Source organism: Ruegeria marisrubri (genome assembly GCF_001507595.1).
Classification (GTDB): domain Bacteria; phylum Pseudomonadota; class Alphaproteobacteria; order Rhodobacterales; family Rhodobacteraceae; genus Ruegeria; species Ruegeria marisrubri.
Map to the genome: position 1 here is coordinate 375,945 of NZ_LQBQ01000012.1, position 16,977 is coordinate 392,921.

Annotated in this window: 16 protein-coding genes and 1 pseudogene; 12 read left to right on the forward strand and 5 right to left on the reverse strand. The window is 64.0% G+C overall.

Translation table 11 applies throughout. The annotated features are described in order from the left end of the window. The first annotated feature begins 32 nt into the window (after positions 1–32). The gene (locus tag AVO45_RS08830; RefSeq protein WP_068346038.1) at positions 33–1,079 is read left to right on the forward strand and encodes an aldo/keto reductase; all 1,047 of its coding nucleotides are present in this window, start codon (positions 33–35) and stop codon (positions 1,077–1,079) included. A gap of 78 nt (positions 1,080–1,157) precedes the next feature. Here the strand turns inward: AVO45_RS08830 and AVO45_RS08835 are convergent, their stop codons facing one another. Beyond that, complete coding sequence (locus AVO45_RS08835) at positions 1,158–2,144, reverse strand: GlxA family transcriptional regulator (RefSeq protein ID WP_068346040.1); 987 nt, start codon at positions 2,142–2,144, stop codon at positions 1,158–1,160. 133 nt (positions 2,145–2,277) lie between these two features. On the opposite strand from AVO45_RS08835, the gene bcoG reads away from it, so the two are divergent. The 3 genes from bcoG to AVO45_RS08850 all read left to right on the forward strand — a co-directional run bounded on the left by bcoG (position 2,278) and on the right by AVO45_RS08850 (position 5,533). Beyond that, the gene (gene bcoG, locus AVO45_RS08840; RefSeq protein ID WP_068346042.1) at positions 2,278–3,195 is read left to right on the forward strand and encodes a 3-dehydrocarnitine:acetyl-CoA trimethylamine transferase BcoG; all 918 of its coding nucleotides are present in this window, start codon (positions 2,278–2,280) and stop codon (positions 3,193–3,195) included. Positions 3,196–3,305: 110 nt separating this feature from the next. Next, entirely contained in the window at positions 3,306–4,775 is a 1,470-nt protein-coding gene (locus AVO45_RS08845; protein ID WP_068346044.1) for a carnitine 3-dehydrogenase, read from the forward strand. Then, positions 4,772–5,533 (forward strand): SDR family oxidoreductase, encoded by a 762-nt coding sequence (locus tag AVO45_RS08850; protein WP_068346046.1) that lies wholly within the window; start codon positions 4,772–4,774, stop codon positions 5,531–5,533. The genes AVO45_RS08845 and AVO45_RS08850 overlap by 4 nt, the downstream gene beginning before the upstream one ends. Before the next feature lie 73 nt (positions 5,534–5,606). Here AVO45_RS08850 and AVO45_RS08855 read toward each other — a convergent pair whose 3' ends face one another. Then, the gene (locus tag AVO45_RS08855; protein ID WP_068346048.1) at positions 5,607–5,789 is read right to left on the reverse strand and encodes a hypothetical protein; all 183 of its coding nucleotides are present in this window, start codon (positions 5,787–5,789) and stop codon (positions 5,607–5,609) included. A 131-nt stretch (positions 5,790–5,920) separates the two neighbouring features. Further along, on the reverse strand, positions 5,921–6,781 hold the full coding sequence (locus AVO45_RS08860) for a helix-turn-helix domain-containing protein (protein WP_068346050.1): 861 nt from the start codon (positions 6,779–6,781) through the stop codon (positions 5,921–5,923). Positions 6,782–6,890: 109 nt separating this feature from the next. Between AVO45_RS08860 and AVO45_RS08865 the strand changes: the two genes are divergently transcribed. From AVO45_RS08865 to AVO45_RS08875, 3 genes are read left to right on the forward strand one after another with little or no spacing between them, the layout of a single operon-like run. Continuing rightward, a complete protein-coding gene (locus AVO45_RS08865) occupies positions 6,891–7,094 on the forward strand; it encodes a DUF2061 domain-containing protein (protein WP_068346052.1) in 204 nt (67 codons plus the stop codon). Then, positions 7,087–7,992 carry a fatty acid desaturase gene (locus AVO45_RS08870; protein ID WP_068346055.1) on the forward strand — a complete coding sequence of 302 codons (906 nt, stop codon included), beginning with the start codon at positions 7,087–7,089 and terminating at the stop codon, positions 7,990–7,992. The genes AVO45_RS08865 and AVO45_RS08870 overlap by 8 nt, the downstream gene beginning before the upstream one ends. Positions 7,993–8,013: 21 nt before the next feature. After that, positions 8,014–8,916: a DMT family transporter gene (locus tag AVO45_RS08875; protein ID WP_068346057.1), complete on the forward strand. Its 903-nt coding sequence runs from the start codon at positions 8,014–8,016 to the stop codon at positions 8,914–8,916. On the opposite strand, the gene AVO45_RS08880 is transcribed toward AVO45_RS08875, so the two are convergent. Beyond that, a complete protein-coding gene (locus AVO45_RS08880; protein WP_205627868.1) occupies positions 8,913–10,286 on the reverse strand; it encodes a DEAD/DEAH box helicase in 1,374 nt (457 codons plus the stop codon). The genes AVO45_RS08875 and AVO45_RS08880 overlap by 4 nt on opposite strands. A gap of 234 nt (positions 10,287–10,520) precedes the next feature. Next, positions 10,521–12,128, reverse strand: coding sequence for a peptide chain release factor 3 (locus tag AVO45_RS08885; RefSeq protein ID WP_068346059.1), 1,608 nt, complete (start codon positions 12,126–12,128; stop codon positions 10,521–10,523). 123 nt (positions 12,129–12,251) lie between these two features. Here AVO45_RS08885 and AVO45_RS08890 point away from each other — a divergent pair, with 123 nt between their 5' ends. The 5 genes and pseudogenes from AVO45_RS08890 to AVO45_RS08910 all read left to right on the forward strand — a co-directional run bounded on the left by AVO45_RS08890 (position 12,252) and on the right by AVO45_RS08910 (position 16,937). Next, positions 12,252–13,031 carry an SDR family oxidoreductase gene (locus AVO45_RS08890; RefSeq protein WP_068346060.1) on the forward strand — a complete coding sequence of 260 codons (780 nt, stop codon included), beginning with the start codon at positions 12,252–12,254 and terminating at the stop codon, positions 13,029–13,031. A 2-nt stretch (positions 13,032–13,033) separates the two neighbouring features. Beyond that, positions 13,034–14,146 (forward strand): annotated as a pseudogene (locus AVO45_RS08895) (hypothetical protein). A gap of 120 nt (positions 14,147–14,266) precedes the next feature. Continuing rightward, on the forward strand, positions 14,267–15,352 hold the full coding sequence (locus AVO45_RS08900) for an ABC transporter ATP-binding protein (RefSeq protein WP_420819931.1): 1,086 nt from the start codon (positions 14,267–14,269) through the stop codon (positions 15,350–15,352). Positions 15,353–15,507: 155 nt separating this feature from the next. Further along, complete coding sequence (gene surE, locus AVO45_RS08905) at positions 15,508–16,290, forward strand: 5'/3'-nucleotidase SurE (protein ID WP_068346062.1); 783 nt, start codon at positions 15,508–15,510, stop codon at positions 16,288–16,290. After that, a complete protein-coding gene (locus tag AVO45_RS08910) occupies positions 16,287–16,937 on the forward strand; it encodes a protein-L-isoaspartate(D-aspartate) O-methyltransferase (protein ID WP_068346064.1) in 651 nt (216 codons plus the stop codon). The genes surE and AVO45_RS08910 overlap by 4 nt, the downstream gene beginning before the upstream one ends. Positions 16,938–16,977 lie beyond the last annotated feature (40 nt).

Below are 16,977 nucleotides of genomic sequence, written 5' to 3' on the forward strand. Positions count from 1 at the left end.
AGGGTTGCGCCATTGCGGCAGGAGGAAATGCGATGAAGAGGAAGCCTTTGGGGCGCACCGGGATGATGGTTTCGGAACTGTGCCTGGGCACGATGACTTTCGGCACCCAGACATCCGAGGCGGAGGCCCACGCCCAGATGGACATGGCGCTGGAGGCGGGCATCAACTTCGTCGATGCCGCCGAAATGTATCCGGTGAACCCGGTTTCGAAAGAGACGGTCGGACGGACGGAAGAAATCCTGGGCAACTGGAACGCCGCGCATCCCGGCCGACGGGGTGATTACATCCTGGCCACCAAGCACTCGGGAGAGGGATTCCAGCACGCGCGGGGCGGGGCTCCGATCTCGGGCAAGACCATCCCCGAGGCGGTGGAGGGCTCTTTGCGGCGGCTGAGGACGGATTACATCGACCTCTACCAGTTTCACTGGCCCAATCGCGGCAGCTACATGTTCCGCCAGAACTGGACCTATGACCCCTCAAAGCAGAACCGCGCCGAGACGCTGGCCAACATGGAAGAGTGCCTCCAGGCGCTGCAGGCGCAGGTGGACAAGGGTAACATCCGCGCCTTCGGCCTGTCGAACGAGAGCGCCTGGGGCACGGCGCAATGGCTGCGGATCGCGGAAGAGAGGGGGTGGCCACGGGTCGCCTCGGTTCAGAACGAGTATTCGTTGCTGTGTCGTCTGTTCGATACCGACATGGCCGAGCTGAGCGTGAACGAGGATGTGGGGCTGATGGCGTTTTCGCCGCTGGCGGCGGGTTTGCTGACCGGCAAGTATCAGGGCGGGGCGGTGCCCGAGGGCTCGCGCATGTCGCTGGTGTCGGAAATGGGCGGACGCAAGTCGCCGCGCGTGTTCGATGCGGTGGCGGCTTATCTGGGGATCGCGCAGCGGCATGGGCTGGATCCGATCCACATGGCGCTGGCCTGGTGCAACACGCGGCCCTTCATGATGTCGGCGATTTTCGGGGCGACAACGATAGGGCAGTTGGAGCACGTCTTGCGCGGGGCGGATTTGGAGTTATCCGAAGAGATTCTGGCGGAAATCAATGAGGCCCATCGGGCGCATCCCATGCCCTACTAGCAGGAAGGGGGCGCTGCCCCCGTCGCGCTTTGCGCGACTCCCCCGGAGTATTTGGGAAAAGATGAAGGTTCTGGGGCTTCAGTGATGGGTGGGCTGCGCTCTCTCCTGCCGCAGGTCACGCGCCGACAGGCCGTGGGCCGTGCGGAAGGCGCGGGCAAAGCTGGATTGCGAGGTGAAGCCGGTGGCCAGCGCCACGTCCATCAGGGGCATGTCGGTGTCGGTGACGAGGCGGCGTGCTTCGGCCAGGCGCAGTTGCAGGTAGTGGTCCTGCGGCGTGGTGTTCAGGCGCAGCCGGAACTGCTGTTGCAGGGTGCGCGTGCTGGTGCCCAGGGCTTCGGCGATCTCGGTCAGGGGGAGCGGTTCGTCCAGGGCCGCTTCCATCAGCGCGTTGGCCTTGGCCGTCAGCGCATTGTGGCGGTGCGGCGCGCCGATCCGGCTTTGCGGCCGGGAGGGCGCGGGGGCTCCGTCATAGAGAAATAGCCCCGAGACGCGCGAGGCGAAGCCCGCGCCGTGGCGGGCCGCGATGATATGCAGCATCATCTCGATCGCCGGGATCGCGCCGCCCGAGGTCAGGCGATTTTCCGACACGGCGAACCTGTCGCGCAGCACCGTCACTTCGGGAAACCGGGCAGCAAAGTTGTCGAGGTCTTCCCAATGTGTCGTGGCGCAATGGCCGTCCAGCAGCCCGGCTTCGGCCAGAAGCCATGGTCCTCCGTCTATCCCGGCCAAGGTCGCGCCCGTGCGGGCGATGCGGCGCAGCCCGGCCAGCAGGCTGGGGGTCGCGTGGCGGGCAAGCTGGAAACCAGCAACGACGATCAGCAGGTCGCAGCTTTCCAAGCGCGCCAGCGGGATGCCGGGGACACTCAGCGCGCTGGTCAGCATCGCGGGTGCGCCGGTTGCGGTGACATAATCCCAGTCGAAGGCGGGACGATCCGCGAGCCGGTTGGCCGCGCGCATGGGGTCGACCGCGGCGGCGAAGCTGAGCGTGTTGCAGTCGTCGAGCACCAGTACCGCCGTTTTCAGGGCGCGATGTTCCGGCTGGAGTATGTTTTTTGCGGATTTCATCAAGTGTGATTCGCATTTTGGAAAGTTGTCGGATCAAGGCTGCGCCAGAGTCGGGGCCAGACGCAAATCGGAATCCGGGGAGAAGTCTGGGGAAAACCCGGGGTGAAACCCGGTACAACTTGGGGAAAACGCCATGCCTCTGGAAATGAACCGCGAAGTCTTCATCACCTGTGCCGTCACCGGGTCGGGCAGTACGCAGGATCGCAGCCCGCATGTGCCGCGCTCGCCCAAGCAGATCGCCGACAGCGCGATCGCGGCGGCAAAGGCCGGGGCCGCCGTGGTGCATTGCCATGTGCGCGACCCGGAAACCGGCAAGCCGTCGCGCCGGCTGGACCTGTATCGCGAGGTGACGGACCGGATCCGCGACGCCGAAGTGGATGTCGTGCTGAACCTGACGGCCGGCATGGGCGGGGACATCGTCTTTGGCGGGGTCGAGAGCCCGTTCCCGGTGGACGAGGCCGGGACCGACATGATCGGCGCCTCTGAGCGCGTGGCGCATGTGGCCGAGTGCCTGCCCGAGATCTGTACGCTGGATTGCGGCACCATGAACTTTGCCGAGGCGGACTATGTGATGACCAACACGCCGGGCATGCTGACCGCGATGGGGAAGATGATGACCGAGCTTGGCGTCAAGCCCGAGATCGAGGCCTTTGATACCGGCCATCTTTGGTATGCCAAGCAGCTGGTGAAGGATGGCGTGCTGGAGCCCAACGCCCTGGTGCAGCTGTGCATGGGGGTGCCGTGGGGCGCGCCGGATGATCTGAATACCTTCATGGCGATGGTCAACAACGTGCCGGATGACTGGACCTTCAGCGCGTTTTCGCTGGGTCGCAACCAGATGGCCTATGTCGCGGCGGCCGTTCTGGCCGGCGGCAACGTGCGCGTGGGGCTCGAGGACAACCTTTGGTTGGACAAGGGCGTGCTGGCCGAGAACTGGCAGTTGGTCGAACGCGCGGGCACGATCATCGAGAACATGGGGGCGCGGGTGATCGGGCCGGCGGAGGTGCGCGAGAAGCTGGGGCTGGCCAAGCGCGCGCCGGTGGCGAAGTAGCACGTTGCACGTCCGGGCGGGATTGGGGGCCAGCCCCCAAACCCCCGGAGTATTTGGGAAAAGATGAAGAATTGGGGTGCGGCAAGGGTGCCGGGGCTGGAGGTTTGAGGATGACGACAGCGGCGATCATCGGTGGTGGTGTGATAGGCGGCGGTTGGGCCGCGCGGTTTTTGCTCAATGGCTGGGATGTGCGGGTGTTCGACCCCGACCCCGAGGCCGAGCGCAAGATCGGCGAGGTTCTGGACAATGCCCGGCGATCCTTGCCGGGGCTGAGCGACGTGCCGCTGCCGCCCGAGGGAAAGTTGAGCTTTCACACGGACATGGCCGAGGCGGTTCAGGGGGCGGCATGGATACAGGAAAGCGTACCGGAACGGCTGGACTTGAAGCTGAAGGTTTACAAGGGATTGCAGGAGGCCTGTGATCCAGGCGCTGTCATCGGGTCATCGACCAGCGGATTCAAGCCGTCGGAATTGCAGGAAGGTGCGCTGCGCCCTGAACAGATCGTGGTGACGCATCCGTTCAACCCGGTCTACCTGTTGCCGCTGATCGAGTTGGTTCCGACAGACAAGAACTCGCCCGAGATGGTCGAGCGCGCCAAGGAGATGTTGTCTTCGGTGGGGTTCTTTCCGCTGCACGTGAAGAAGGAGATCGACGCGCATATCGCCGACAGGTTCCTTGAGGCGGTCTGGCGCGAGGCTTTGTGGCTGGTCAAGGACGGTATTGCCACGACCGAGGAAATCGACGAGGCGATCCGTATGGGGTTCGGCATCCGCTGGGCGCAGATGGGCCTGTTCGAGACCTATCGCGTGGCCGGCGGCGAAGCCGGGATGCGGCATTTCATGGCGCAGTTCGGCCCGGCGCTGAAATGGCCCTGGACCAAGCTGATGGATGTGCCCGAGTTCACCGATGAGCTTGTGGACATGATTGCCGATCAGTCTGACGCGCAGTCGGGGCGATACTCCATCCGCGAACTCGAACGCATCCGCGACAACAACCTTGTCGGCATGATGCGGGCGCTCAAGCATCAGGACTGGGGCGCGGGCGCGGTGCTGAATCAGCATGACAAGCGCATCAAGGCGGGCGCGATGCCTTCGCACATCGACGAAATCGAGGATCTGTCGCAACCCATCCTCACGCTCTCGCGCGCGGTGCCGTTGGACTGGACCGACTACAATGGTCACATGACCGAGTCGAAATACCTTGAGGCCTTCGCCAACTCCACCGACAGGTTCATGGAACTTATCGGCTGCGATGCCGATTACATCGCCAATGGCGGCAGCTATTTCACAGCCGAAACCCATATCCGGCATCTTGACGAGACCCATGCAGGCGCTCGGATCGAGGTGCGGACGCAGATGCTGCTGGGACAGGGCAAGAAGCTGCACCTGTTCCACAGCATGTACGAGGGCGACAAGCTGCTGGCCACGGGCGAGAGCTTTCTGCTGCATGTCAGCCTGGAAACCCGGCGCCCCTGCGCGCCCTCTGCCGAGATCGAGGCCGCGATGGCGAAGATCGCCCAGGCGCAGGCCAAGTTGCCTTATCCCGAGGGGGCGGGCAGTTCGATCCGCAAGCCCGCATGAGCAGCCGGGTTCTGATCACCGCCGGGGCCTCGGGTGTCGGTCGGGCAATGGCCGAGGCTTTCGACGCGTCCGGTGCGCGGGTCTGGATCGCTGATGTGGACGAAGTGGCTCTGGCCGGGTGCCCGGATCACTGGCAACGCTCGCGAGCCGATGTTGCGGACGAAGCGGCGGTGTCTGCCCTGTTTCGCGAGGTCGAAGCGGAGTGGGGCGGGTTGGACGTGCTTTGCGCCAATGCGGGCATCGCTGGCCCGACCGCCCCGATCGAAGATGTCAGGCTGGACGACTGGCGCACCTGTCTGGCGGTCAATCTGGAAGGGGCGTTTCTGTGCTCGAAACATGCCGCGCCCGTGTTGAAACGGCAGGGCTGCGGGGTGGTCCTGATCACCTCGTCCACCGCAGGGCAATACGGCTATCCCAACCGTGCGCCCTATGCCGCGGCGAAATGGGGCGTCATCGGCTTGGGCAAGACGCTGGCGATGGAGCTTGGTCCGTTCGGGGTGCGCTGCAACGTGATCTGTCCCGGTGCCGTCGAAGGGCCGCGGATGGAGGGCGTTCTGGAGCGCGAAGCGGCGGCCAAGGGGATGACGCGGGACCAGGTTTACCAAGGCTATGCGTCGGGAACTTCGATGGGGCGCTTCGTGGAAGGACGCGACATCGCAAATATGGCCGTTTTCCTGGCCTCAGATGCGGCGCGGCTGGTGTCGGGGCAGGTGATCGCCGTGGATGGCCACACCGTAAACCCGGACCCGAAACTCTGACTCGCGTCCGGGGCCAGACGAAAAAAATACCGGCCCGCATTGCGGGGCGGCCTCAGTTTGTCATCGGGCGGTCTCAGCCCTGGTTTGGGCCGCGGATCTGCCGGATGGCCTGGCGTACCGCTTCCCAGTCTTTGGCTTCGCTCATGTTCCCGGCGGCCTCGCAGGCGCGCATTTTCTGCGCGGCTTCGGCCTCGGCCTTGTCGCCATGCGCCGAGTAGAGGGCACGTGCATATTCAGCAGCTTTGATTGCGTCCATTCGTCGAATCCTCCGTTGTTTGGTGCAACTGGTTGGAGTTCCTTTAGGCTCGCGCCGGACGACTATACTACATCGCTGGCCCTGCTGCACCTTTTGGTCGGGGACATCCGCGCCGCCTTTCAGGGCGCGGGTCAGGTGATGGCCACCCGCAGCTGCCGTAGATGCGTCGGCAGGTGACGGGCGGTCAGGTCAGCCTCGCGCACCAACGCGTCGAAATGGCGGGTGAAAATCTCGACCCGGTCGCGGTCACGGAACGCCATGTAATGGCTGCCGACATAGAACACGCAGAGCAGGGGGCCGAAAATCGTCAGCGGCGCGGAATAAAGCCGTTTGGCGTCAAACAGGTAGATGCGCAGGCGCGGGTATAGCTGCTCGCACAGATCCAACAGGTGGTCGATCTGCTCCAGCCGGACTGCCAGCGGAAGGCCGTCGTAATAGCCTGTCGCGTGGGCGAAGCTGTGGATTTCATACAGCGGCATGGCGATTTCATAGTCCGACTGGGCACTGCGCATCCATGACAGGCGGTCCTCCGAGGCGCCGATCGCCTGATCGGCGGTGCGCCCCAGATGCGGGGCATATTCCCATTCCAGCACCGCGCGGGTCTTGAGCATATCAGGCAGGGTGGCCGGCACATAGCGGATCTTGTAGCCCGCAGCCTCCTGGTGCCATTCGAAAATGCGTTCATCGACCAGCGCGCGGGGGGCCTCGGTCATCGTCAGCGAGCTTGCCAGCAACTCGGCGGCGCTTTCCGGCCGGTCGGACAGGCTGAGCAGCCAGTCGGCGGACACCCCCAGCGTTTCGGCGCAACTGCCGATCACATGGGCATTTGGCAGGCGCGCGCCCTGATCTGTCAGGAGCTGCGAAACCGTCGAACGGTCCACGCCGATACGACGGGCCAGTTCGCTCTGACTGACCTGCTTATCTTCCATTGCGCGCGCCAGGCGTTGGCGAAACTGGGCGGCGCGATCACGCTTGTCGATTTTGTCCTGCATGTGGTGATTTATATCATGTTTGATGAATTTTGTTAATCATATTCGGAATTCTCAACGATGTCAGAGCCGATTAACAAAAGTGCGAAAAGCAAGAAAAACGGGTAACGGAATGGAATCGCGGCAAAGATCGGTCGTGAAAGCAGTCATCTGGAACATCCTTGGTTTGGTCACCATGACGCTGGTCGGTTTGGTGGCCACGGGGTCGGCTGCGATCGGTGGAACATTGGCAATCGTGAACACGGTCATCGGGTTCACCCTGTATGTGCTTTATGAACGAGTGTGGGCGGGTATCCGTTGGGGGCGCAATGTCTGAGCGCCACACCAACGTGACTTCGCCCGAGTGGGGCACCTTTTTTCTGATCCTTGCCTGCTACGGCGCATGGCTGGGAGCGGTTTTCTGGCTTGCCGGGTGGAGCCTGTGGTTTGCCATCCCGGTGATGGGGCTGGTGGCCGCCCTGCATTCCTCGCTGACGCACGAGGTGCTGCACGGACACCCGTTCCGCTCCAAGTGGCTGAACGAAGCCCTGATGGCACTGCCGCTGACCCTGTGCATCCCATATAACCGGTTCCGCGACTTGCATCTGGCGCATCACCAGGACTCGAACCTGACCGACCCCTATGACGACCCGGAATCGAACTATCTGGACCCCGCCGTCTGGGTCGCCCTGCCGGACTGGAAGAAACGGCTTTACGCGGCCAACAACACGCTTTTGGGGCGGATGGTGCTGGGGCCGGCGATCGGGCAGGTGGCCTTCCTCCGCGACGAGTGGCGCGGCGCGGTCAATGGGGATCGCGCCATCTGGCTGGCCTGGGCGCTGCACATTCCCGGTGTGATTGCGGTGTTGTGGATCGTTTCCCTGTCCGCGATGCCCGTCTGGGCCTTCCTGCTGTCGGCCTATATCGGCCTCGGCCTGCTCAAGATCCGCACCTTCCTGGAGCACCGCGCGCACGAGAAGGCGCGGGGGCGCACGGTCATCATCGAGGATCGGGGCCCGCTGGCATTCCTGTTTCTGAACAACAACCTGCATGTCGTTCACCACATGAATCCCGGTGCCCCGTGGTATCGGCTGTCCGCCCTCTACCGCGAAGGCAAAGAGCGATACCTGGCCTGCAACGAGAACTACGTCTACCGCTCCTACGGCGAGGTTTTCCGCCGCTACTTCTTCAAGGCGAAAGATCCGGTGCCGCATCCGCTCTGGCCTCGGGGCTGATTTCACGCCACAAGAGACCCCATGAGCTTGTGGGTTCCCGTCACCATCGCCGCCGCCCTGTTCCAGACGGTGCGGTTCATGCTTCAGAAAACGCTCAGCACCGTGCGGCTGTCGGCCGCCGGGGCGACCTTTGCGCGCTTTGCCTATTCTGCGCCACTGGCGGTTCTGGCCTTGGGGCTTGCGGTCATGGCGGGCGGCGCCGAGGTGCCCGCGCTGTTGCCCAAGTTCTGGTTGTTCGTCGCGATCGGAGGAACGGCGCAGATTCTGGCGACGGTCTGCGTCGTGGCCCTGTTCAAACAGCGCAACTTTGCGGTCGGCATCACCTTCAAGAAAACCGAGGTGATCCAGACCGCCATCGTTGGCCTGATTATCTTGGGCGAGGGCGTGACGCTGGGCGCGCTAGGCGCGATCCTGTTGGGGTTGATGGCCGTTCTGCTGCTGTCCAGGACGCCGGGCGGCGGCGGGGCGTGGTGGAGGCACCTGACGAACCGCGCCTCGCAGCTTGGGCTGGGCTCGGGAGTGCTGTTCGCCTTTTCAGCCGTCAGTTATCGGGGCGCGTCGCTGCAACTGCAGGACACCGACGCATGGCTTCGGGCGCTGATCACGCTGGCGGCCGTGACCTCGTTCCAGTTGCTCAGCATGGGCCTGTGGTTGTTCTGGCGTGACCGGGCCGAGCTGCGCGCCGTGTGGGAGACGCGCCGCACCGGCATATTCGTGGGCCTGACCAGCCTCGGCGGCTCTTTCTGCTGGTTCCTCGCCTTCACGTTGCAGAACGCGGCCTACGTGAAGGCGCTGGGGCAGGTGGAACTGATCTTCAGCCTGCTGGCCTCGACCCTGTTTTTCCGCGAATCCATCACGCGCCGCGAACTCACGGGGATCGTGCTGTTGGGCCTGTCGATTCTGGCACTGGTGCTGGCGATCTAGCCCGCGCGGCGTTCGTCGAAACTCAGCGCGATGAAGCTGGGCAGATGGTCGCCCATGCCCACTACGGCCTGACCATTGTCCGCCTTGCGGTCGCGGCCACGCCCCTTGGAGTCCTTGGCCTTCCTGGCCTCTGCCGGCTTTTGGTCTTTCGCCTTCTTCTTCTCAGGCTTGGCCGTTTCCGCCTTGGCTTCGGCCTTTGCCTTTGGCTCTGCCTTTTTGCCTTTGACGGGGTTTTCCAGTCGCGGAATTTCCTTTTGGATCAGCTTCTCGATCGCATCCAGCGCCTTTTCATCGCGCGGTGAGCAGATCGTGATCGCCTTGCCTTCGCGACCGGCCCGGCCGGTGCGGCCGATGCGGTGCACATAGTCCTCGGCATGGCCGGGAACGTCGAAGTTGAACACGTGGCTGACCGAGGGGATGTCCAGGCCCCGCGCGGCGACGTCAGACGCCACCAGCAGCCGGAGCGAGCCGTCACGGAAACCGTCCAGCGTTTTCATGCGCTGCGATTGGTCCAGGTCGCCATGAATCGCCGCCGCGTTGTAGCCGTATTTCTTCAGCGACTTGGCGCAGATATCCACGTCGGTCTTGCGGTTGCAGAAGATGATGGCATTGGTGCACTTGTCGCCTTCGGCGTCGATCAGCGCGCGCAACACCTTGCGTTTTTCGCTGCCCTCGCGATCGCGGCGCGAGGGCTTGAACATCACCACGCCCTGTTCGATCGTTTCCGAAGCCGTGGCCTGACGGGCCACCTCGACCCGCGCGGGGGCCGACAGGAAGGTGTCGGTGATGCGCTCGATCTCGGGCGCCATGGTGGCCGAGAAGAACAGGGTCTGCCGGGTGAACGGCGTCAGCGAGAAGATGCGCTCGATATCGGGGATGAAGCCCATGTCGAGCATCCGGTCGGCCTCGTCCACCACCATGATCTGCACGCCGGTCAGCAGCAGCTTGCCGCGTTCGAAATGGTCCAGCAGGCGGCCCGGTGTGGCGATCAGAACGTCGACGCCCCGGTCGATCAGGGCCTCTTGTTCCTTGAAGCTGACGCCGCCGATCAGCAGCGCCTTGGTCAGCTTGAGGTGCTTTGCATAGGTGTCGAAGTTCTCGGCCACCTGTGCTGCCAGTTCCCGTGTCGGGCACAGCACCAGGCTGCGCGGCATCCGCGCCCGGGCGCGGCCGCGCGCCAGCAGGGTGATCATCGGCAGGACGAAGCTGGCGGTCTTGCCGGTTCCGGTCTGCGCAATGCCCAACACATCGCGCCCTTCGAGGGCGGGAGGAATGGCGCCTTCCTGAATCGGTGTGGGGGTTTCGTATCCGGCTTCCTCAATGGCCTTGAGGACCTTCGGGTTCAGGTTCAGTTCGTTGAATTTTGTCATATATGTCCGGTTCATGCGGACACTGATCCCGGCCCGCGCGTCTGAGAATAGCCGGGCCCGGATGGCCATGCGCCCCATGCGCGTTTCGGCTTGCGGGCGGACATAGCAAAAAGGCCGGGCCGGGTCAAATGCGCAAACGCGGCACCGCCCGGGCGGCTGGTTTCGTCAGGTTCCCCTACACAATCGAGGCGATTTCGCGAAAGTGTTTCCCGCCCCTTCCATCAGATGACCGTCTCAGGTCATCATCTCTTTGGTGGCCGACAGCCTGAGCGCGGGATAATCGCGCACCACGCGGTCGATGTCCCACTGAAGCCGGGTCAGATAGACGATGTCGCCGTCGTGGTCATGGGCGATGTGCTGCTTGTTGGCGGCCAGGAACTTGTTGATTTCGGCCTTGTCACCGGACACCCAGCGCGCGGACGTGAATTGCGAGGCTTCGAACCGAACCGGCAGGCCGTATTCCATCTCGATCCGGCTGGCCAGCACTTCGAATTGCAGCGCGCCCACGACGCCGACGATGAAGCCCGAGCCGATCGAGGGCTTGAACACCTTTGCCGCGCCTTCCTCGGCAAACTGCATCAGCGCCTTTTCCAGATGCTTGGCCTTCATCGGGTCGCCCGCGCGCACGCCTTGCAGCAGTTCCGGCGCGAAGGACGGGATGCCGGTCACGCGGATCGCCTCGCCCTCGGTCAGGGTGTCACCGATGCGCAGCTGGCCGTGGTTGGGGATGCCGATGATATCACCGGCCCAGGCCTCTTCGGCCAGTTCCCGGTCCGAGGCCAGGAACAGCACGGGGTTCGACACTGCCATAGGTTTCTTGGTGCGCACATGGGTCAGCTTCATGCCGCGCTTGAAATGGCCGCTGGCCATGCGCACGAAAGCCACCCGGTCGCGGTGCTTGGGGTCCATGTTGGCCTGCACCTTGAAGACAAAGCCCGCCACCTTCTTTTCGTCCGGCGAAATCTGGCGCGGTTCGGCCGATTGCACCTGCGGCTGCGGGCCGTACTGGCCGATGCCCTCCATCAGTTCCTTGACGCCGAACGAGTTGATGGCCGAGCCGAACCAGATCGGGGTCATGTGGCCTTCCAGAACCGCCTGCGGGTCCAGTGCGGGCAGTAGTTCGCGCGCCATCTCGACCTCTTCCAGCAGCTTGTCCAGCAGATGCGCGGGCACATGCTCGGCCAGTTTGGGGTCGTCCAGCCCATTGATCTCGATGCTTTCGGCCACCTTGTTGCGGTCGGCGCGGTCCATCAGCTCCAGCCGGTCGCGCAGCATGTCATAGCAGCCGATGAAGTCGCGCCCCATGCCGATGGGCCAGCTCGCCGGGGTCACGTCGATGGCCAGCATCTCCTGGATCTCGTCGATAATCTCGAACGTGTCGCGGCTTTCGCGGTCCATCTTGTTGCAGAAGGTCAGAATCGGCAGGTCGCGCAGGCGGCAGACCTCGAACAGCTTCTGCGTCTGGCTCTCCACGCCCTTGGCCCCGTCGATCACCATGATGGCGGCGTCGACGGCGGTCAGGGTGCGATAGGTGTCCTCGGAAAAATCCGAGTGGCCGGGCGTGTCCACCAGGTTGAACCGGTAGGGGCCATAGTCGAACGACATGGCCGAAGCCGAGACAGAAATGCCCCGGTCCTTCTCCATCTGCATGAAATCGGACCGCGTGCGCCGTGCCTCGCCCTTGGCGCGCACCTGTCCGGCCATCTGGATGGCGCCGCCATACAGCAGGAACTTCTCGGTCAAGGTCGTCTTGCCCGCATCCGGGTGCGAGATGATGGCAAAGGTGCGGCGCCGGGCGATCTCGGGCGGCAGGGTGGGTTGGTTCGAGGCGGTGTCAAGCATGAGCGCGCATATATGTAAGGTTGTGGGGCCACGCAAGGAAAAGCCGGCGCACAGCTCTGGCCTTGCGCTGCCCGTTGGTGCTACCCCGGTGGAAACAATGAAATCGACCACGGGGAGAAAGCAATGGATCTGGGAATCGCAGGAAAACGCGCGCTGGTCTGCGCCAGCAGCAAGGGGCTGGGTCTGGGCTGTGCCGAGGCGCTGGCGGGGGCGGGCGTCGATCTGGTGATGAACGCGCGCGGTGCCGAGGCGCTCGAAGAATCGGCCGACCGTATTCGCGCCGAATATGGTGTCGATGTGCAGACTGTGGCCTGCGACGTGACCACGCCCGAGGGGCAGGCGCAGGTGATCGAGGCGGCGCAGGGCGTCGATATCCTGGTCAACAACGCCGGTGGCCCGCCGCCGGGCATGTGGATGGACTGGGACCGCGAGGACTTCATCAAGGCGCTGGACGCCAACATGCTAACCCCGATTGCCTTCATGAAGGCGCTGATGCCGGGGATGATGGACAAGGGCTGGGGCAGGGTGGTCAACATCACCTCGCAATCCGTCCGGGCGCCGATTGCCGTTCTGGGGTTGTCCAACTCGGCGCGGACGGGCCTGACCGGCTATGTGGCCGGCACTTCTCGGCAGGTGGCGCCCTATGGCGTGACGATCAACAACCTGCTGCCGGGCATTCACGCCACCGACCGGGCGGATTCGCTGGATAGTGGCGTGGCGCAGCAGAAAGGCATTTCGATCGACGAGGCGCGGGCCGAGCGCGCGGCGACCATCCCGGCGCGGCGATACGGGACGCGGCAGGAATTCGGCGCGGCCTGCGCCTTTCTGTGCTCGCAACATGCCGGGTTCATCGTCGGGCAGAACATCCTGCTGGATGGTGGGGCGACCAACCTGACCATGTGACGATGGCGCAGGGTTTCTCGCTCAAGGACCAGCTCTTCAATCTTGAAAAGACCCGCTATCTGGCGGGTCTGTTCGCCTCAGCTGATGCGGGTTTCGATGCGCATAGGTTCGAGGCGCAGGTCATGGCGGAATTGTCGTCGCTGGAGCTCAAGCAGCGGATCACCTAGATCGCGGATTGCCTGGCCGAGGCGCTTCCCGGCGACCTGCCCGAGGTGGCGCCGGTGATCCTGCGCGCCTTGCCGCCGCCGCTCGACCCGACGCTCAAGGACGGTGATTTCGGTGATTTCATCTTTGCACCCGTGGGCGAGTGGGTCGCGGCAAGGGGGAGCGACCACCCGGAACTGGCGCTGGATCTGTTTGAGGAGTTGACGCAGCGATTTTCGATGGAATGGGCGATCCGGCCCTTCCTGAACCGCTGGCCGGATCTGGTGCTTGGACGGATGGGTGAGTGGTGCGACCACCCCAGCTATCACGTGCGCCGCCTGGTCAGCGAAGGCACCCGCCCGCGCCTGCCGTGGGGGATGTCGGTATCACTCGGGCTGGAAGACCCGCTGCACTTGCTCGACCGTCTTCATGCAGACGAAACCCGCTATGTCACACGATCCGTGGCGAACCACCTCAACGACATCGCAAGGAAAGACCCCGATCTGGTTTTCAGCCGTCTGGACCAATGGCGCCAAGAGGGCCGACAGCATCCTGGCGAACTTCGGTGGATGATGTCTCATGGCCTGCGGGGTCTTGTGAAATCCGGCCACCCGGCTGCCCTGCAGATGCTGGGATACGACCCGGATGCCCCGGTTGAGGTGACATTGGACCTGCCCGCCGAGGCGCGGATCGGCGAAGTTCTGGATTTCTCGGTGCAGATCGAAGGTCCGATTGGGCAGCCGGTTCTGGTCGATTACATCGTTTATTTTCAGCGATCTGGAGGGAAAACCTCACGCAAGGTTCACAAGCTGAAACAGGCGGCTATAGGCGACGGTCCGTTGCAACTGGTCAAGCGGCACAAACTCAAGGGCGATGCGACGACCTTTCGGCTGGTCCCCGGCCCGCACCGGCTCGAGGTGCAGGTCAATGGCCGGGTGCGGGCGGCTGGCGGTTTCGAGCTGCTGGAGTGACCGCCGCCCCATTGCCACGGCTGGGGTCGAGATGCTGTTGACGCCTTGCGCCTTGGGGGCATGGTTGCTATCCCGGCCAAGCCCGATGAATTTGATCGGGAAAGACAATGGGGCCCATCGTTGACGGACGCAGCTAAACCTCCTCGCCTGGAAATCCGCAACCTTGTGTGCTCGTTCGAGGGGCGCACCGTCGTGGACGACGTGTCCCTTTCCATCGAAGCGGGGCGGGTGACCTGCCTGTTGGGGCCGTCCGGTTGCGGCAAATCCACGACGCTCAGGGCGATCGCCGGCGTCGAGATGCAGAACTCGGGCGAGATTTACGTGGATGGCAAGCTGATCTGCGACACGGTGTTCCGCGTCCCGCCCGAGCGGCGCCAGATCGGCCTGATGTTCCAGGATTTCGCGCTGTTTCCCCACCTGAGCGTCGCCGAGAACGTCGCCTTCGGCCTGAAGGGCACGAAAGAGGAAAAGCGCGCCCGCGTCGAAGAGCTTTTGGACAAGGTGCATCTGCTTCGCTACATCGACGGCTATCCGCACCAACTGTCTGGCGGCGAGCAGCAGCGGGTGGCGCTGGCCCGCGCCCTTGCGCCGCGCCCGCGGATCATGCTGATGGACGAGCCCTTCTCGGGCCTCGACAACCGGCTGCGCGACGGTATCCGGGACGAGACGCTTGCCATTCTCAAGGAAGAGGATGCCGCCGTCCTGCTGGTCACGCACGAGCCCGAAGAGGCCATGCGCATGGCCGACGAGATCGCCCTGATGCGGCGCGGAAAGATCGTGCAGCAGGGCGCGCCCTACAACGTCTATACCCGTCCGGTGGACAAGGCGGCTGTCGCATTTTTCAGTGATGTCAATGTCTTGAAGGCGACAGTTAACGGGGCGCTTGCTCAGACCCCGTTCGGTCAGTTCCTGGCGCCCGGCATTCCTGACGGCACCGAGGTCGAGATCGTCTTTCGCCCGCAGCACCTGAGGCTGGATTTCGACCGCGGCGGCAAGGGGCCGGTGCCCACGCCCAGCGAGGGCGTGGCCGCGCGCGGCGTGGTGGAGCGCGCCCGGTTTCTGGGCAACGAAAGCCTCGTCGAGTTCCGGATGGACTATGACGGTTCGATCCTGAAGGCCACGGTTCCGAACGTGTTCGTTCCCCAAAAGGGCCGCGTCATGTGGCTGACGATCCGGCGTGACAAGTGCTTTGTCTTCCCGGCGTGACAGCGCCTGATCGAGGGCGACAGACCGCCGAGAACGTGCCGCAGGGCAAAGTTTCCGAATGACTGGTGCGGGAATGCCTCAGGTTGCGGCCAGCGACCGCTTGCCGCCTTGCCGGGGGGCGTCTATCAAGAGCCAAACGTGGGGTGGAGCGGTCCATGCGAATTCTTCTGACCAATGATGACGGCATCAACGCACCGGGCCTGAGCGTGCTCGAGGCGATTGCGACCCAACTGGCCGGTCCCGACGGTGAGGTCTGGACCGTGGCGCCGGCCTTCGAGCAGTCCGGGGTCGGGCATTGCATCAGCTACACGCACCCGATGATGATCGCCAAGCTGGGCGAGCGGCGCTTTGCCGCCGAGGGCTCTCCGGCGGATTGCGTGTTGGCGGGGCTCCACGACGTGATGAAGGATAACCCGCCGGATCTGGTTCTGTCCGGGGTCAACCGGGGCAACAACTCGGCCGAGAACGCGCTCTATTCCGGAACGCTTGGCGGCGCGATGGAGGCGGCGTTGCAGGGGCTTCCGGCGATCGCCCTGTCGCAGTATTTCGGTCCGCGCAATCTCGGGCTGGAAAACACCTTTGAAACCGCCGAGCGCCACGGCGCCGATCTGATCCGCCGCATTCTCGATGCAATGCCGCAGGAGGAAGCCGATTACCGGTTATTCTACAACGTGAATTTCCCTCCGGTCCCGGCCAGCGACGTGCTTGGCTTCCGCGTGGTTCCGCAGGGCTTCCGTCGTGGCTCGCGCTATAGCGTCGAGCCGCACAGCTCGCCCTCGGGGCGGCGCTTTCTGTGGATCAAGGGCGGCTATCAACACCATCCGACCGCGCCGGGCACGGATGCGGCGGTGAATCTGGACGGCTATGTCTCGATCACGCCGATGCGGGCGGACCTGACGGCGCATGACGCCCTGGAGGAACTGAAGGCAATCGAATGACCGGCCCCACCCCCGAAACCAAGATGCAGTTTCTCTTCGCGCTCCGTTCCAAGGGGGTGACGGATGCGCGCGTGCTGCGGGCGATGGAAGAGGTCGACCGTGGCCTGTTCGTCAAGGGGCTGTTTGCCGAGCGCGCCTATGAGGACACGCCGCTGCCGATCGCCTGCGGACAGACCATCAGCCAGCCATCGGTCGTGGGGCTGATGACGCAGGCGCTGCAGGTGGGGCCGCGGGACACGGTGCTCGAGGTTGGAACCGGCTCGGGCTATCAGGCGGCCGTCCTCGCCAAGCTGGCGCGGCGCGTCTACACCGTCGAACGTCATCGCCGGCTGGTGCGCGAAGCGGGGCAGTTGTTCCGCGAGCTTGGCCTGTCGAACATCACCGCGATGCTGTCGGACGGGTCACACGGGTTGTTCGAACAGGCACCGTTTGACCGTATCCTCGTCACCGCAGCCGCCGAAGACCCTCCGGGGCCGCTCTTGGCGCAACTCAAGATCGGCGGTATCATGGTCGTGCCGGTGGGGCAGTCGGATACCGTTCAGACGTTGATCCGGGTTCGGCGCACCGAGACCGGGTTCGAGTATGACGAGTTGCTGCCCGTCCGTTTTGTTCCTCTGCTGGAGGGGCTTGGCAAGGACGACAACTAGAATATGTTTTTGCTTTGAACGCCTGAACCCCGATCAACAG

What these genes read in the sequence shown, in the direction of transcription:
- AVO45_RS08830 (WP_068346038.1), top strand. Translation starts at nt 33, where the DNA reads ATGAAGAGGAAGCCTTTGGGGCGCACCGGGATGATGGTTTCGGAACTG.
- AVO45_RS08835 (WP_068346040.1), bottom strand. Translation starts at nt 2,144, where the DNA reads ATGAAATCCGCAAAAAACATACTCCAGCCGGAACATCGCGCCCTGAAA.
- bcoG (WP_068346042.1), top strand. Translation starts at nt 2,278, where the DNA reads ATGCCTCTGGAAATGAACCGCGAAGTCTTCATCACCTGTGCCGTCACC.
- AVO45_RS08845 (WP_068346044.1), top strand. Translation starts at nt 3,306, where the DNA reads ATGACGACAGCGGCGATCATCGGTGGTGGTGTGATAGGCGGCGGTTGG.
- AVO45_RS08850 (WP_068346046.1), top strand. Translation starts at nt 4,772, where the DNA reads ATGAGCAGCCGGGTTCTGATCACCGCCGGGGCCTCGGGTGTCGGTCGG.
- AVO45_RS08855 (WP_068346048.1), bottom strand. Translation starts at nt 5,789, where the DNA reads ATGGACGCAATCAAAGCTGCTGAATATGCACGTGCCCTCTACTCGGCG.
- AVO45_RS08860 (WP_068346050.1), bottom strand. Translation starts at nt 6,781, where the DNA reads ATGCAGGACAAAATCGACAAGCGTGATCGCGCCGCCCAGTTTCGCCAA.
- AVO45_RS08865 (WP_068346052.1), top strand. Translation starts at nt 6,891, where the DNA reads ATGGAATCGCGGCAAAGATCGGTCGTGAAAGCAGTCATCTGGAACATC.
- AVO45_RS08870 (WP_068346055.1), top strand. Translation starts at nt 7,087, where the DNA reads ATGTCTGAGCGCCACACCAACGTGACTTCGCCCGAGTGGGGCACCTTT.
- AVO45_RS08875 (WP_068346057.1), top strand. Translation starts at nt 8,014, where the DNA reads ATGAGCTTGTGGGTTCCCGTCACCATCGCCGCCGCCCTGTTCCAGACG.
- AVO45_RS08880 (WP_205627868.1), bottom strand. Translation starts at nt 10,286, where the DNA reads ATGACAAAATTCAACGAACTGAACCTGAACCCGAAGGTCCTCAAGGCC.
- AVO45_RS08885 (WP_068346059.1), bottom strand. Translation starts at nt 12,128, where the DNA reads ATGCTTGACACCGCCTCGAACCAACCCACCCTGCCGCCCGAGATCGCC.
- AVO45_RS08890 (WP_068346060.1), top strand. Translation starts at nt 12,252, where the DNA reads ATGGATCTGGGAATCGCAGGAAAACGCGCGCTGGTCTGCGCCAGCAGC.
- surE (WP_068346062.1), top strand. Translation starts at nt 15,508, where the DNA reads ATGCGAATTCTTCTGACCAATGATGACGGCATCAACGCACCGGGCCTG.
- AVO45_RS08910 (WP_068346064.1), top strand. Translation starts at nt 16,287, where the DNA reads ATGACCGGCCCCACCCCCGAAACCAAGATGCAGTTTCTCTTCGCGCTC.